The organism is Sphingobacterium sp. UBA2610 (genome assembly GCF_002339225.1).
Lineage (GTDB): Bacteria > Bacteroidota > Bacteroidia > Sphingobacteriales > Sphingobacteriaceae > Sphingobacterium > Sphingobacterium multivorum.
In genome coordinates this window covers 461,008-475,985 of sequence record NZ_DDKA01000023.1, presented here as the reverse complement: position 1 = coordinate 475,985, position 14,978 = coordinate 461,008, and the positions used below count along the sequence as shown (strand labels likewise).

The 14,978-nt window shown below is 39.9% G+C and carries 16 protein-coding genes; 6 read left to right on the top strand and 10 right to left on the bottom strand.

Going from position 1 to position 14,978, the window contains the following annotated elements:
- Positions 1 to 708 (top strand): HAD family hydrolase, encoded by a 708-nt coding sequence (locus B4Z47_RS17930; RefSeq protein ID WP_070569646.1) that lies wholly within the window; start codon positions 1 to 3, stop codon positions 706 to 708.
- Here B4Z47_RS17930 and B4Z47_RS17925 read toward each other — a convergent pair.
- The 7 genes from B4Z47_RS17925 to B4Z47_RS17895 form a co-directional block, all read right to left on the bottom strand.
- A complete protein-coding gene (locus tag B4Z47_RS17925) occupies positions 691 to 1,581 on the bottom strand; it encodes a helix-turn-helix domain-containing protein (RefSeq protein ID WP_070569648.1) in 891 nt (296 codons plus the stop codon). The two genes, B4Z47_RS17930 and B4Z47_RS17925, sit on opposite strands and share 18 nt — an antisense overlap.
- A 2-nt stretch (positions 1,582 to 1,583) precedes the next feature.
- Complete coding sequence (locus tag B4Z47_RS17920; protein ID WP_201303506.1) at positions 1,584 to 2,264, bottom strand: M15 family metallopeptidase; 681 nt, start codon at positions 2,262 to 2,264, stop codon at positions 1,584 to 1,586.
- Between the two features lie 124 nt (positions 2,265 to 2,388).
- Positions 2,389 to 4,458, bottom strand: a complete 2,070-nt coding sequence (gene ppk1 / locus B4Z47_RS17915; protein WP_046675796.1) for a polyphosphate kinase 1 — start codon at positions 4,456 to 4,458, stop codon at positions 2,389 to 2,391.
- A gap of 245 nt (positions 4,459 to 4,703) precedes the next feature.
- Complete coding sequence (locus B4Z47_RS17910; protein ID WP_070569650.1) at positions 4,704 to 5,081, bottom strand: hypothetical protein; 378 nt, start codon at positions 5,079 to 5,081, stop codon at positions 4,704 to 4,706.
- A gap of 10 nt (positions 5,082 to 5,091) precedes the next feature.
- Positions 5,092 to 5,670, bottom strand: coding sequence for a DJ-1/PfpI family protein (locus B4Z47_RS17905; RefSeq protein ID WP_070569652.1), 579 nt, complete (start codon positions 5,668 to 5,670; stop codon positions 5,092 to 5,094).
- A 78-nt stretch (positions 5,671 to 5,748) separates the two neighbouring features.
- Entirely contained in the window at positions 5,749 to 6,312 is a 564-nt protein-coding gene (locus B4Z47_RS17900) for an NADPH-dependent FMN reductase (RefSeq protein ID WP_046675799.1), read from the bottom strand.
- Between the two features lie 188 nt (positions 6,313 to 6,500).
- Complete coding sequence (locus tag B4Z47_RS17895) at positions 6,501 to 7,448, bottom strand: 1-aminocyclopropane-1-carboxylate deaminase/D-cysteine desulfhydrase (RefSeq protein ID WP_053003927.1); 948 nt, start codon at positions 7,446 to 7,448, stop codon at positions 6,501 to 6,503.
- 18 nt (positions 7,449 to 7,466) lie between these two features.
- Here B4Z47_RS17895 and B4Z47_RS17890 point away from each other — a divergent pair, with 18 nt between their 5' ends.
- Positions 7,467 to 8,513 carry an RluA family pseudouridine synthase gene (locus B4Z47_RS17890; RefSeq protein WP_046675800.1) on the top strand — a complete coding sequence of 349 codons (1,047 nt, stop codon included), beginning with the start codon at positions 7,467 to 7,469 and terminating at the stop codon, positions 8,511 to 8,513.
- A gap of 19 nt (positions 8,514 to 8,532) precedes the next feature.
- Positions 8,533 to 9,399, top strand: coding sequence for an aminotransferase class IV (locus B4Z47_RS17885; RefSeq protein WP_046675801.1), 867 nt, complete (start codon positions 8,533 to 8,535; stop codon positions 9,397 to 9,399).
- A 33-nt stretch (positions 9,400 to 9,432) separates the two neighbouring features.
- Here the strand turns inward: B4Z47_RS17885 and B4Z47_RS17880 are convergent, their stop codons facing one another.
- Positions 9,433 to 10,008 carry an NADPH-dependent FMN reductase gene (locus B4Z47_RS17880; RefSeq protein WP_070569655.1) on the bottom strand — a complete coding sequence of 192 codons (576 nt, stop codon included), beginning with the start codon at positions 10,006 to 10,008 and terminating at the stop codon, positions 9,433 to 9,435.
- 209 nt (positions 10,009 to 10,217) lie between these two features.
- Between B4Z47_RS17880 and B4Z47_RS17875 the strand changes: the two genes are divergently transcribed.
- Both B4Z47_RS17875 and B4Z47_RS17870 read left to right on the top strand, forming a co-directional pair.
- Positions 10,218 to 10,781, top strand: coding sequence for a hypothetical protein (locus B4Z47_RS17875; protein WP_115048048.1), 564 nt, complete (start codon positions 10,218 to 10,220; stop codon positions 10,779 to 10,781).
- 268 nt (positions 10,782 to 11,049) lie between these two features.
- Positions 11,050 to 11,976, top strand: a complete 927-nt coding sequence (locus B4Z47_RS17870; protein WP_070569659.1) for a polysaccharide deacetylase family protein — start codon at positions 11,050 to 11,052, stop codon at positions 11,974 to 11,976.
- An 85-nt stretch (positions 11,977 to 12,061) separates the two neighbouring features.
- On the opposite strand, the gene B4Z47_RS17865 is transcribed toward B4Z47_RS17870, so the two are convergent.
- On the bottom strand, positions 12,062 to 12,643 hold the full coding sequence (locus B4Z47_RS17865) for a PhnA domain-containing protein (RefSeq protein ID WP_046675805.1): 582 nt from the start codon (positions 12,641 to 12,643) through the stop codon (positions 12,062 to 12,064).
- A gap of 279 nt (positions 12,644 to 12,922) precedes the next feature.
- On the opposite strand from B4Z47_RS17865, the gene B4Z47_RS17860 reads away from it, so the two are divergent.
- Positions 12,923 to 13,792, top strand: coding sequence for a KPN_02809 family neutral zinc metallopeptidase (locus tag B4Z47_RS17860; RefSeq protein WP_286727707.1), 870 nt, complete (start codon positions 12,923 to 12,925; stop codon positions 13,790 to 13,792).
- 149 nt (positions 13,793 to 13,941) lie between these two features.
- On the opposite strand, the gene B4Z47_RS17855 is transcribed toward B4Z47_RS17860, so the two are convergent.
- Complete coding sequence (locus B4Z47_RS17855; protein ID WP_070569664.1) at positions 13,942 to 14,922, bottom strand: acyl transferase; 981 nt, start codon at positions 14,920 to 14,922, stop codon at positions 13,942 to 13,944.
- Positions 14,923 to 14,978: the final 56 nt, after the last annotated feature.

Here is a 14,978-nt window from a genome sequence, read left to right as displayed (position 1 = left end):
ATGGATAAGTTTAATATTAAAGGAATTATTTTTGATTATGGTGGAACCTTAGACACCAATGGCGGCCACTGGGGAGCTGTTATCTGGTCGGGTTATGAAAAATATCAGGTTCCCGTAAATTTGAACGCTTTTCAGGAGGCCTATACCTACGCGGAACGTCAGATGGCTTTACAACCTATTATTAAACCGCAGTTTAATTTTTTGGAAGTGCTTGAAGCAAAGCTCAATGTGCAATTTGATTATCTTATTGCTGCAGGGTACGACTTAGACCGATCATTAGCGCATAGAATAGCCTTTGACGGTTATTCATTGGCGAAGAATACGGTTGAAGAGGTAAAACCACTGTTAAATTCACTCCATGAAAAATATCCGATTGTCATGGTTTCCAATTTTTATGGTAATTTAAAATCGGTCCTTGATGATTTTGGGATTCTATCTTATTTTCAGGAAGTTGTGGAGTCGGCTGTCGTCGGTGTGCGCAAACCTGATCCTGCCATTTATGCCTTAGGTGTAACTAAAATAGGACTTCCTGCACAAGAGGTATTGGTGGTGGGTGATTCCTATAGTAAAGATATGGTACCTGCCAAAGCGGTTGGCTGCCAAACCTTATGGTTGAAAGGGCAGACTTGGGGCGAGGATAAATTGCAGGATACTGGAGCTGCAGACCAGCAATTTACAAGCATCTTCGATTTAATCGACTTTGTTTAAGTAGAGATTCTGACGAAATTCTTTAGGCGAGATTCCAACATTTCGCTTAAAGAATTTACCAAAAAAAGATTGATCCGAGAAATGTAATTTCACTGCAATTTCTCCGATGGGAAGCCCCTGGCAAAGTAATGATTTTGCTTCCTCCACTAAAACGTTCTGAATAAGTTCTATTGCTGATTTTCCAGTTAGTTCCTTGGTAATTACGGATAGATGTTTCGCTGTGATGCCGAGTTCCATCGCATAAAATTGCACCATGTGTTCTTTATGAAACGACTTTTTTAATAGCAAATGGAAATTGGCCAGAATCTCTCTTTTCCGGGAGGGAATAGCGGGTGTATTTCGCATATTTTGGCTTCCTAGACGGGCTATTTCACAAAATAATATTTCTGTTAATGACTTAATAATCTGATGTTTGAAAAGGTAGCTAGAGTCTTGTCGGTCGTAATGAATAAACTGTTTAAATAAGTTAGATAAGTTGATCGAATCTTGGTTCGATAGCGACCAGATGTAACTGTCACTTAAGGCAAGAGATTTTTTGGTGACCTCGAAGAAATCTTCTTGAAAATCCAGTTTGAAGCTAAAATCCAGCGTAAAGAAAATCAAATATACCTCACAATCCCAAGATTTGACGACCGAAGAGCCATTCACTCGGGAGGATGGATTGGTTAACAATAGGTGATTTTGCGCAACTTGTACCCGTTCATTATTAATCATGAAGGAAGTCTCACCTTTTTTTATTAAACAGAGCGAATAGAGGTCACCTTTTGTTAAAATCTGCTGCTGCTCGGAACTAAAGACAGGTTTCGATTTGTTGCCCTTAAAATGAAAGACATAAAAACCCTTGTTTTTGATGGGAGTTTCCTTTACAGACATGTTTATTTTACGATAAAATCAAAATAGGTTTTACGATAGGGTTCATCTTGCAAAGTGTAATGCCACCATTCCTTATCATAAGCTTTGAAGCCAAATTTAGCCATCGCTTCTTTTAAAATCTTCCGGTTTTCTTTCTGTTGGACGGTCAGATGCGCATAGTGATGATGGGAGACTGCGCCGAAAAAATCAAAAGGTCCACCCATATCAATCTCCTTATGATCTTTTAAGCTAATGAGCGTTAGATCGACTGTACTGCCACGGCTGTGGCCTGATTTGGAGGCAATAAAGCCTAGATTGAACAAGTTCTTCTTATTGATAAGCGGGTAGAATTCCCTTTTTGCGATAGTATCATTGGTGTTTAAGGACCATGTTTTAAAGTTGTCAACAGCACGTTGCGGACGGTAGGCATCGAATATTTTCAGGCCAAGACCTTTTTTATTTAAATGGTTCTCGACCTGTTGCAGTGCTAGCGCTGCGCGCTTCGTTAAAATAGCGACTGGTTTTTCATAACCTTGAATTGGCCTTCCGGTGAAGTTGTGGCTACCAAAATAACGCATTTCTAAACTTATTGTTGGAATAATGTCCTTGACGTATACAAAATCTGAAGGCATGGTCTTTTCCTGCGCACTGAGAGAAAGCGTGGAAAGGCTTAAGGCAAATATAAGACACAAGTTAAATTTCATGGAATGAAGATACAACTTGTGTCTTAATTAATATAATATAAAACGTTATTCTCGTTCGTAATGACAAGAATGATCTTGAATTCAGCTTATTGACCAATTTGTGCTCGTATTGATCAACAGCCCACTAATGATCCGCTAATTTTTTTCTCAGATAATTGTATATTTCAATCTGCGAACGGCATGGCGCCTTTTTATTCTCAACGTAATGATTGCTCAGTGAATTGTTGAGTATACGGGCCTTGACATTATCATTGAGCTGGATCTGAAGCATTTCTTTTAAATCTTCCTTGATTTTTTTACTTGTTATTTTGACCGCTGCTTCGATGCGATGATCCAAGTTTCTTGTCATCCAATCTGCCGAGGAAATAAATAGCTGCTCTCGGCCAGCGTTGTAGAAATACATCACACGTGCATGTTCCAAATACTCATCGACGATTGAAATGGCATTCATTTGCAATTTAAAGGTTTTTTGATTTGTTGCACAGTAGATTCCCCGGATGATAAGGTCTATTTTGACACCAGCTGTTGCGGCATCATAGAGCTTTTTAATCATTTCTTTATCGCTCAGTGAGTTTACCTTGACAATAATATATGCTTTTCGACCAGCCTTGGCTTCGGTAATCTCCTGATCGATGTAGTGTAGAAGTTCCCTGCGCATATCCGTTGGGCATATCAACAGACTTTTGCAATTTTTGATAATTTCAGCCGGATTTGACTTAGGACGTCTCAGGTAATTGAAAACCTTATTTATATCGGCAATAACATCCCTATTACTCGTTAATAGGCAGTAATCTCCGTATAATTTAGCCGTTTTTTCATTGATATTTCCTGTGCTGACAAAACCATACTGGATCGTTTTCATTCCAATACGTTTTTTGATGACGCATAGTTTTGCATGGACCTTTTTATTTGGGATACCGGTCAATACCTTGATGCCTTCCAGTTCAAGTTTCTCTTTCCAGTCCAAATTGTTTTCTTCATCAAATCTTGCCCGAAGTTCAAGCATCACGGTGACTTCCTTTCCATTGCGGGCCGCGTTAATCAGGGCATTTGCAATTTTTGAATTCGAGGCTAAGCGGTATGCCGTAATCTGGATGGTTTTCACATCTGGATCCATCGCTGCTTCACGAAGTAGATCAATGATCGGTCTAAACTCATGATAGGGGAAGGAGAGCAGCACATCTTTTTTCAATACAGTATCCGTTACACGTTCGTAGTTCTTGAAATAGGGGTGTGGAAAGGACGTCCGTTCCAAGGGCTGATTATAGGATTTAAACACATTGGGAAAATCCATGAAGTGTTTGAAGTTGTGTATTTTTTGTCCTGGAATGATGCTGTCTTTTTTTGAAAGGTTAAGTTTCTTGATCAGGAATTCTACCAATTTATGGTCCATCTCTTGATCAAAAATAAATCGGGTAGGTTTACCTTTTCTTCTGTTTTTTACCCCTTTGCTTATCTTTTCGACCAGCGTCGTGTTGATGTCATTGTCAATGTCAAATTCGGCGTCTTTTGTGACTTTAAATACATGTGCATTGAATACATCAAAACCGAAATAGGAGAATATCAGAGGAAGATTAAACTTGATAACATCCTCCAAAAGTATGATGTGTTTTTCATCTTTTGGCGATGGCAACTGGACGAAGCGTCCATTTTGACTGGTCGGGATTTCGATGAGTGCAAATTTGGTTTCGTACTGCCATTCCTGTTTTCCCATAGCAATGCCCAAATAAAGGCTCTTATCCCGAATATAAGGCATAGGCCGCACATCGTCCAATATCAGCGGAATGACGTTCGATTCTACGTCATCCTGATAATAGTCACTCACAAACTTCTGTTGTTCGGGGTTGAGTTCCTCACTGGTCTTAATATAGACATTTTGTTTGGCCATATCTTTTTGGATACGATTCCAGGTACTGTCAAATTTCTTTTGCTGCTTGATGACCCGGATATTGAGCTCTTCTAGGATAAGCTGAGGATCTTCATAGAAGGATTGATTGGCACTTTTATCTTTGAGGTCTATAGCCCGTTTTAGACCTGCAACACGCACGCGGAAAAATTCATCGAGGTTATTGGAAAATATACCTAAAAATTTGATTCTTAAGGGTAAAGGGACAGTCTCATCCGCAGCTTCCTGAAGTACTCTGCCATTAAAGCTCAACCAACTAACGTCTCTAGGAATAAATTTTTTCGCCATAGCTAAATATACGTAAATTTAAAAAGCAAAACTATAGCTCTGCAGGGGATAATCGAACTTTTTTGTGTTAAAGAATTATTAAGTTATTTTTTGTTGATGTATTTCGAGCGTCGTTTTAAGGTGCATTTTTGCCATCATTCTTCTTCCCTAGAAATAACCGCTACAAGGTAGAGCATAGCGTGGCAAAAAAAAATCCCCCAAAGTCTAGCAGACTTTGAGGGACATGTCATTATGTTTGATTTCGTCTATTTCTTCTTTCCGTACTTTTTGGAAATTTGAATAGCTTTGTATTTCGTCGTGTCAAAATGGGGTGTGTCAATTGATAAGCTTGTTGGATAAGGTGCACTTCGATCGAAGAAATACACCGTTGTTGTGCTTCCGTAATCATTGACAGGCATCAAGTCAAGACAGCCTGTATAATCTGCGTTCAACAGGTCACCTACTGTAACGGCATAGATGCGTATGATACCGCCTTTATTTTGTTCATTTCTGACGAAAGCGACTTCCTTAAAACCTCCCGGTAAACCTTCAATACTTTTCTGATTGAAGCTATCTTTTAAAATAAAACCCAGCAGCACTAAAATCGGTATGACCAAAAGCCATAACCTTTTATTCTTCTTCATTAAAAAACACTTAAATTGTAATAGTAATACCTAATAACTTATAAAACTCTTTTAAAATTGCCTGATGTCCTGGCCAAGCAGGAGAGGTGACCAAATTTCCGTCTACGACCGCTTGATCTGCAGGAATATTTTTCCATGTGCCGCCTGCTAATTCAATGTCTGGACCTACAGCAACATAGGCTGTCAATGTACGACCTGCGAGTACTTTTGCAGCTGTTAACACCTGGATACCATGACATATTGCCGCCACAGGTTTGTTGTGCTCAAAGAAGTGTTTCGTAATCTCCAAAACACGTTTGTTGAGTCGAATATATTCTGCCGATCGTCCGCCAGCAATATATAGACCGTCATAGTCTTCAACATTTACCTGGTCGAAATCTTTATTGATTGCGAAATTATGCCCGCGCAATTCTTTGTAGGTCTGATCACCAGTGAAATCATGTACTGCTGTGGGAACTACATCCCCGCTTTTGCGGTCTGGAGCAATTGCATCTACCGTTATCCCTATAGAACCCATTGCTTGAAATGGAACCATTGCTTCGTAGTCTTCTACAAAGTCTCCTACAAGTAGTAATATTTTTTTTGCCATATCAAAAAACCTCTTTTAATAGGTTTTCAATTTACATATTAAAAGAGGTTTTTACAATGATTATTTGTTAATCTTTTGTTAACCCTGAACGGATAATTTTTCGGCAAGTGCACGTTTTGTTTTACGTACTTTAGCTTCTAATTGACTTCTTAAAGTCGGGTCGATAATACCTTTACCTTCTTCAAAGTTTTTGTGGAATTCGGGAAGAGAAAAGGAATCTAATATATCGGCACCGTCCCAAGTGATTCGATTGACAGCAGTGTTCAAAACTGTGGCACCTCCCATTGGACCAGGGGCAGTAGCCAATAAGAAAACAGGTTTGCCGTTGAATAATTTACGGTTAGGAATCCGTGAAACCCAGTCAACGATATTTTTGTAAGCTGTGGTATAGGATCCATTATGTTCGGCCAAAGAAATCAACAGGAAATCTGCGGCATCCATTTTAGCTGCAAAGTCATGCGCTAATTGTGGAATGCCCAACTCGACTTCTTTGTCGTAAGAATAGATCGGCATTTCAAAATGGTTTAAGTCTAGCAATTCGATGGTATCGTCGGCTTCCTTGTAGTATTTTGAAGTACTTGTGACAAATGTTTTGTTGATTGAGTTTTTGTTGCTTGTGCCTGCAAATGCTAATATTTTCATCTTTATATCATTAATTTATGAGGTGCTGCATAGGGTTAAAAATACCCCATACTGGCCTCGCTGTTACCTTTGGAAAATCATGGTTTTCGCATGTTTTCGATTTGATTTATTTTTAAATCGGGTCAAACTTACAATATAATTGCTGAATAAATGTCAATCAAATGTCTCTGTGGGGTGTTCTGCTTTATTTATTGATGTAGATCAAGAAAATTAAAACGTTCGTACATGCCAAGTAGACCTGTAAGTCCGCCGGTATGTATTACGAGTACCTGATCGGCGGGGGTAAAGTAGTCCTTTTTGATCAGGTCATCCACGGCATAGAGCAATTTGCCGGTATAAGTAGGTTCAATCATTATTCCTGTGGATGCTATAAAATGTTGAACGAAGGCGAGCAAGTCGGCGTTGGATTTGGCATAACCACCAAAATGATAATCAAGGTGTAAAATAGGCGGGGGGATGTTGGGGTAAAGTTGATCGACTTCCGTTTGAATAAAGCCACCATTTTTTAAAACAGGAACGCCATGTACATGGGTAAATAGATCTCGTTTTTCGACAGCATTGCCTATTCCCGCTAATGTTGTTCCTGTACCACAGGCTGTAAAAATATGCTGATATTCATGTTGGAGTTCGTCAACGATTTCGGCGCAACCTTTCGCTCCGAGCATACCGTAACCGCCTTCATGTATATAGAATGTCGTCGGATCCTGACCAAAATAACGCTCGTATAAATTTTCTTTATTTCGGTAAGATTCGCGGTCGACGTAAATAAGCTGCATCCCAAAAAGACGACACATCGTTAAAACAGGGTTGTTAACCCCTTCTTCACCTCTAACAAAAGCAGTTGTTTTAAACTTGAAGGTAGCGCCGGCGCAAGCAGTAGCCAAAAGATGGTTGCTCCATGCCCCGCCAAATGTAACCAGATGGCTTTTCCCTAGCTGCACTGCTTCTTCCAGATTATATTTTAATTTTCGCCACTTATTGCCCGAAATAAACGGATGTATGAGGTCATCCCGCTTAAGCGTTACTTTAATATGCTTCTTCTCCCAGGCCGGAAGGCACAATTCAGTTTCGGGACTATGGATTTTGAACGGCAACATAACATTAAATGAAAACAAATTTAACGAAAATTGTTTCATTTGGTTTATTTTTGTAGCATGACAGAACAAATTGGATCGCAAGATCAGGAAGAACAGGAATTATTTGAGCATCTACGTATTGAGGTGGATAAGGGGCAAGCATTACTCCGCATTGATAAATATCTGATGAACAGGGTGGAAAATGCTACGCGGAGCAAAATTCAGCATGCTATTGAAGCTGGTTCTGTCATGGTTAACGGTAAGGAGATCAAGGCGAGCTATAAGGTTAGACCTGATGATGTGATTACATTGGTGCTACCTGATCCGCCACGGGATAACGAAGTTTATCCTGAAAACATTCCATTAGATATCAAATACGAGGATGACGATGTGTTGATCGTGAATAAGGAGGCGGGAATGGTCGTGCATCCAGGATATAATAATTATACAGGAACCTTGGTCAATGCATTAACGTATCATATACAGCAGCTGCCACAGCTACCTGGAAACTCCGATCGCCCGGGTTTAGTGCATCGAATCGATAAAGACACCTCCGGATTATTGGTCATTGCTAAAAATGAAAAATCAATGGCCTTTTTGGCAAAGCAGTTTTTCGATCACAGCATTACCCGTAAATATATTGCATTAGTTTGGGGAGATTTAAAAGAGGACGGAACAATCACAGGTTATATTGGACGTCATCTAAAAGACAGACGTATCATGGCGATGTATGATAGTGAAGACAAGGGGCGTTGGTCAGTGACACATTACCGAGTTTTGGAGCGACTGGGCTATGTTACCCTAATAGAATGTCAATTAGAAACGGGACGTACACATCAAATTCGTACGCATATGCAATCTATTGGTCATCCGCTATTTAATGATGCCATGTATGGTGGCGATAAGATTTTAAAAGGTACCGTGTTTTCAAAGTACAAGCAGTTTGTGGATAACTGTTTTTCATTGCTGCCGCGACAAGCACTTCATGCTCAAGTATTGGGATTTATTCATCCTTCTACAAAAGAAAATATGTATTTTGAGGTACCATATCCGGAAGATTTTCGTTTAGCTTTAGAAAAGTGGCGCGGATATGCGGCAAATTCAATGGCTATAGAACATGATTAAAATTTAGAACAAAATTAAGATGCCAACAAACTATATCAATTTCAATGGCAATGTAGTGCCGGAAGATCAGGAAATATTTAGCATTGAGAATAGAGGTTTTCGTTATGGGGACGGACTGTTCGAAACGATGTTGTATAAGGATGGTGATATCCGCTTTCTAAATTTTCATGTCGAGCGTTTACAAAAAGGAATGGAGTTGATTCATTTGGATGATGCAAACCTTTTCGATGCATTTTTTATTCGTTCGAGATCCGAAGAATTAATCCGTAAAAACAATATGTTGGGACAGCAGGTTCGTATCCGGTTGATCGTATTTAGATCTGGTGGCGGATTGTATAGTCCGACGAGTAATAAACCTGGTTTTGTTTTGCAGGTGCAGCGCATAGAACCTAATCTTCGCGATAAGAAGGTCGGTTTGATTGTAGGGCTGTACAATGAATTCAAAAAACCTTATAGCGATCTTTCAAAGATTAAATCTTTAAATGCGCAGATTTATGTGTTAGCTGGCATCTATAAAAAGAAAATGGCTTTTGATGATGTGTTAATTCTAAATCAGGAAGGTTACCTATGTGAATCCTTAATTTCAAATATCTTTGTCTATTATGAAAAGGTGCTTTATACACCAGCATTATCCGAAGGATGTATTGAAGGGGTGATGCGTCGGGTAGTCATGGACATGGCACAGGATGAAGGTATAGAAGTGGTGGAAGCACAGATAAGCCCCGAAATCATGAAACGGGCAGATGAGATTTTCTGTACCAATGCTGTACAGGGGGTACAATGGGTAATGGGCTATAAGCAAAAGCGCTATTTCAATAAGATATCGCGGATCTTACAGGAAAAATTACAGCATTGGAACTATGACCTCAGTGATGAACAAGACTAGTTTAATTTGATCATTCATACAAAAGGGCAGAACTTAATTCTGCCTTTTTGTATGAATGATTCGCTCAGCCCATTGCTCAAATGCTGTTTTAAAGCTGCGGAGAAAATCTTTGGTTTTTGCTAATTCCACTGTTCCACTTGGACCGATACAGCTGCCGATATCGCCCAGATAAGCTTCAGGTTGCTGCATCGTTGGGATATTGACGAAGACAAGTGATTGACGCAAATGATGGTTGGCCCCAAAGCCCCCATAAACTCCCGTTGATGAGGAAATTATTGCGCCAGGTTTACCATCCCATTTATTTTTTCCATAGGGTCTCGAACCCACGTCAATCGCATTCTTTAATACCGCCGGAATCGAACGGTTATACTCTGCGGTAACAAAAAGCACAGCATCCAAGGACGCGACCTCTTGACGGAAACGGGTATAGCTAGCCGGTGGGTTACCAGCATCGTCAAAATCCTGATTATATAAGGGGAGATCGCCGATATCAATCATGCGATAGCTAAATTTCGATTCCTCCTGGTCGAGGATAAACTGTGCGATCTTTTTATTGAAAGATTCCTTTCTCAAGCTGCCGACAAATATGCCTACGTTATATATACTCATGGTAATTATTCATTAAAGTCCTATCAATCTGAACAACGGATCCTTCAAAAAGGTTTGGGGTATTTTGTGAATTACACTATTTTCAACCTGTTCAAAATGAGGTTTTTATTGTTGCGTTAACAAAAATTAACATTTGAACATTAATCTTTTGCATACTGTTTGTTGTCGTATTGTAAAGAAGAAATTACAAACTAAGGGAGGAGCTACTTATGAAAAAATTGTTTTATGCGGCGGCGATCATTGCAGGCCTTTTTACGGCGGGAGCCGCACAGGCGCAAGTGAGTATCAGTGTCAATATTGGAAGTCAGCCTAGTTGGGGGCCAGCGGGTTATGATTACGCGCGTTATTATTATATGCCAGAATACAATATGTATTACGATGTACCCGCGAGATGTTACGTTTATTATGATAACGGCGGCTGGATAAGAAGAGCAAGTTTACCGAGACGATATAGACATTACGATTTTTATCGGGTGCATAAAGTAGTAATCAACGATCGCACACCTTGGCATCATCACGATCGCTACAGAAGCCGTTATGGCGGTTATCGGGGAAGGCAGGTCGCCATTCGAGACAGTCATCATGGTGGTGGATATTCATTTGCAAGCGAGCGTCGGGTAAGCCGCGAACATTCATGGGGTGAGCGTCGGGGATACGATAGAGGAAACGACCGCGGTTATGGACGAGGTCGCGAAGGTGGTCACGGGCGTGGCAATGATCAGGGACATGGACACGGGCGAGGTAACGGTCATGGCGGAAGACATCGGGATTAATTGAGTAGCTGAATAACAGAATAAAAAAGGAATCTATATCAACATAGGTTCCTTTTTTTTGGCCGGAAATAACAGCTGGTCTGCTTTCGTAGCGCTGGAGGCATGCGAAATCATGACGCTTTGAGTGCCATGCACAATAAATTAAATAACATAACAGCTTTATTAATGAAAAATATATTAATTTTGCGCAACACGGGACTGAAATCAGCTTATTTTAGATGATTTTGAGTATTTGTGAAATAATTGTGATGGTAAGTTAATTTTTGTAATGAGAAAAGTAGTTAATTCGGGTGTTGTATGGGTAGGGTTAAGTATATCTATTTTGGGATTTTACTCCTGCAATCAAAGTGGGACAAATAAGGTGCAAAATGTGGGGGCTGTTGACTCTATGCCACCAAAAAAGGATAGTTTACTTGCCGTGCAGGATTCAATAAGTAAAGTAGATTCGCTACGGAAAGACACCATTACAAAAATGGAAGAAGATGTGGACTACAAAGGAGCTAAAGATACAACGGTATTGTTGACTGATACTGTTTCTCCACGATACATTTATCTCACTTTTGACGATGGACCCTTAAATGGAAGTCAGCACCTTGATTCCATTGCGACAGCAAAAGGCATTAAAATCAATGCTTTTCTGATTGGTAATCATGACAAGATGAGTAAGAAGTTACACGGCTTTACAGAACGTTATAAAAATAATCCATTAGTAGATTGTTACAACCACAGTTACTGGCATGCACATAATAAGTACAGTACGTTCTATTCGAATGCGCAGACGGCCTTTGAAGATTTTGAACTTGCTGAGCAATCGCTGGGCTTAACACATAAGATAGTGCGGCTGCCGGGACGAAATATCTGGTATATCGGAGACCGCAAAAAGGTTGATTTGAAAAGTGGGGCTTCGACGGCCGAGCTACTACACCAAAATGGTTATAAAGTAATTGGTTGGGATTGTGAGTGGAAGATTAATGGTGTTACAGGGAAACCGGACCTATCGGTGAATCAATTGTATACCCAAATGAAGAATTTACTCCGCAAAGGTACGTCTTATACAAAGAACAATGTTGTGCTCTTGACACATGACAATATGTACCAAACGAAAAAAGGGCAGCGGCTATTATCGGACTTGATCGATAGTCTCAAACAACATCCAAACTATCGTTTCGAATTTGTGCGGAATTATCCGCAATAGTGGCAACTAGTATCTATTTAAATAATTAAGGCTTAAACAGGAGTTCCCCAGTTTAAGCCTTAATTATTTAGACGAAAAGTCTATTTTAATTTTGTTTACGGAGATATTTGGTCAGAATCACGATGGTTTGACCTTCAATCTTTCCTTCAATTTGTTCGATATTGTCTGCTACAAGTCGAATATTCTTAACCACGGTACCTAAAGTCGCTTTTAAAGAGGAGCCTTTCACATCAAGCGTTTTTGTCAGAACAACAGTGTCGCCCTCCAATAGTCGTTGCCCGATGCTATCTTCATGAAATGAAACATAGCCGTCATTTTCATGGTCTCCAGTTTTCTTAGCTTCAGCTAGTGTCTCATCGTCTAAATAGAGAATATCCAATGCTTCAGACGCCCAACCTTCATTTTTTAGTCGGTTTAACATACGCCAGCATACAATTTGTACCGATGGGTTCTCGGACCACATTGCATTTGGAAGGAATTTCCAATCGTCCGGATTTAATTGCTCCGTTTTGTTGAGCTGATTGACCAATGTTTCTGAAATCAGTAAAGTATTGTCCAAATTTGATGTTATTTCCGGTGGTAATGTATAAGCAATTAAAGTGGCATCTTCGCCTGTCAGCTCACATTTTCCGCCAGCTCTCGCTTGTAATTGTTCTTCTAATTTCATGTCAATTTTTTTGAAAGCCCAAACTTAGCCAAATTTGTTTTGATGTACAATGACGAATATCACGACTTAGAGAAATAACTCCTGTTTTTGTCCCTTTAAAGCATTGTTTTTGCTAATGACTATCTTTTCTTACTGGTAAATTTATGATATGAGCGAGCTATAATGTAAATTGTAGCATGAGTTTTTTCTTCAAATAAATCTACTTCATGTAAAACATTGGTACCGAATTTGTGTTTATCCAACATTAGAAAAGATTATTAACTGTAATATAGAAATACTATGAAATGGCAAGGAGGTAAACAAAGTGGTAATTTTGAAGACCGCAGAGGAATGTCGGGGGGAGGAAAAATTGCTTTAGGAGGAATTGGTGGAATTATTGTTTTGGTCATTGGATTTTTGATGGGTGGAGATCCGAGTCAACTCTTACAGCAGGCTCAAAATATGGGGGTGCAAACCGAACAGTCCGGGCAGCCACGTGAGTTAAATCCTGAAGAAAAAAGGCTAACCGAATTCTCCTTGACTGTACTCCAAAGTACAGAGGATGTTTGGGCAAAGCTGTTTAAAGAGCAGATGCAGAAGAGTTATACGCCTACTACCCTTGTTTTTTATGATGGTGGTACACAAACGGATGGTTGTGGCATGGGACAGGCCTCTTACGGACCTTTTTATTGTCCTGGCGATCAAAAGATTTACCTGGATCTGAGCTTTAGTAAAGAACTGTCGGATAAATTCGGGGCGAAGGGAGAGTTCGCCATGGCGTATGTAATTGCCCATGAGGTTGGACACCATATCCAACAGTTGGTGGGTTTATTACCAAAGACCAATCAGGCCCGTGGGCAAATGAGTGAACGCGAAAATAACCGGATCTCTGTGATGACCGAACTGCAAGCTGATTTTTATGCTGGAGTATGGGCGCATTATCTCAATGAATATACCGATATAAAAATCGATTATAATGATATTATGGACGGTATGAAAGCTGCCGAAGCAGTGGGAGATGATAAATTACAGACAGAGGCACAGGGCTATGCTGTTCCTGAATCATTTACGCATGGTACGTCCGCTCAACGTATGGAATGGTTTAAAAAGGGATATGATTCGGGGGATATGCGATCGGGCAACACCTTTGAAGATCCGAGTCTGAAATAAAGATCATACTTCGAATGAAAAAACACCTGTTCACACATCATGAACAGGTGTTTTAATTTAATTGCCCTATGTGTTTCACCACCTACGCTTTCATTTATTTGGGAATATAAAGGATCATCACAAAACCCGTGCTGAATCATGTTGGATCATTATTGAACCAACAAATTACATCCCCTGATATCACTTTGGTCAAAACGTCCTAATATTTCAAAAGATCCATCTGGATATACTTTACCCAAATCCTGCGTGGCTATAAATGAACACGAGTAACGATTCGCAAGGTCGATAACGTTGATACCACCAGTTTTATTCATGGGAATTAGGCTCAATGGATCATTGGTGTCGCGAATCAAGATTTTCATCCATTTGGGAAGATGGAAAATTCCCTGACCTGAAGAATAACCTTGTGAGAGTAATTCTGTCATGCCATATTCCGAATGGATTCCATGGACGGAAAAGGCTTCTTCCAGGAGTTTATGGATTTCCTGTTTGACCATTTCCTTGCGCTTACCTTTCATTCCGCCAGTTTCCATAATAATCAGTTCAGGAAATTCAAAGGCGTATTGTTCAATGAAGTCGAGTAGGGCGTACGTTACGCCGAAAAGGATTGTTTTTGTGCCTTTATTTTTGAGCGCCACAAGTGTATCGTAAAGCTCTTGGTGGTTATAGAGAAAATAATTGCTTTCAGGCTGCTCACTTTGCTTCATGAGATCATCAATCATGTAGATTAAAGATGAACCGCTTCTTTCAAGGTATGAGGGTAGAAGGGCCAGTATGGCAATATGGCTCAGTGGCCCATAGAAGTCTTCAAAAATACGACGGAAAGTGCGTTCGTAAATACGGAGGTCAGCGACTAAATGTTTTGAGGTGACCATACCCGTTGTACCCGAACTCGAGAATACGATTTCAGCCTCCATTCCTTCAGCAATAACCTGTTGCGTCTTAAAAAATTCAATAGGCATAAAAGGAATATCCGTATAGTGCTGAATAAGGTCTTTTTCTCTGCCGAGGAGGCTGATATAGTCACGATAAACCTTACAATGCTGGCTCTGGAATTGGTAGGTATCTAAACAATGCTGATTAAAATCATCCTCGGTTTTAATTTCAAAAAAATCCTTCCAGTTCGCCATAGCATTTAAATTTGATCGACAAAATTAACGAAAATTTGTAAATATTGAAGGCGATC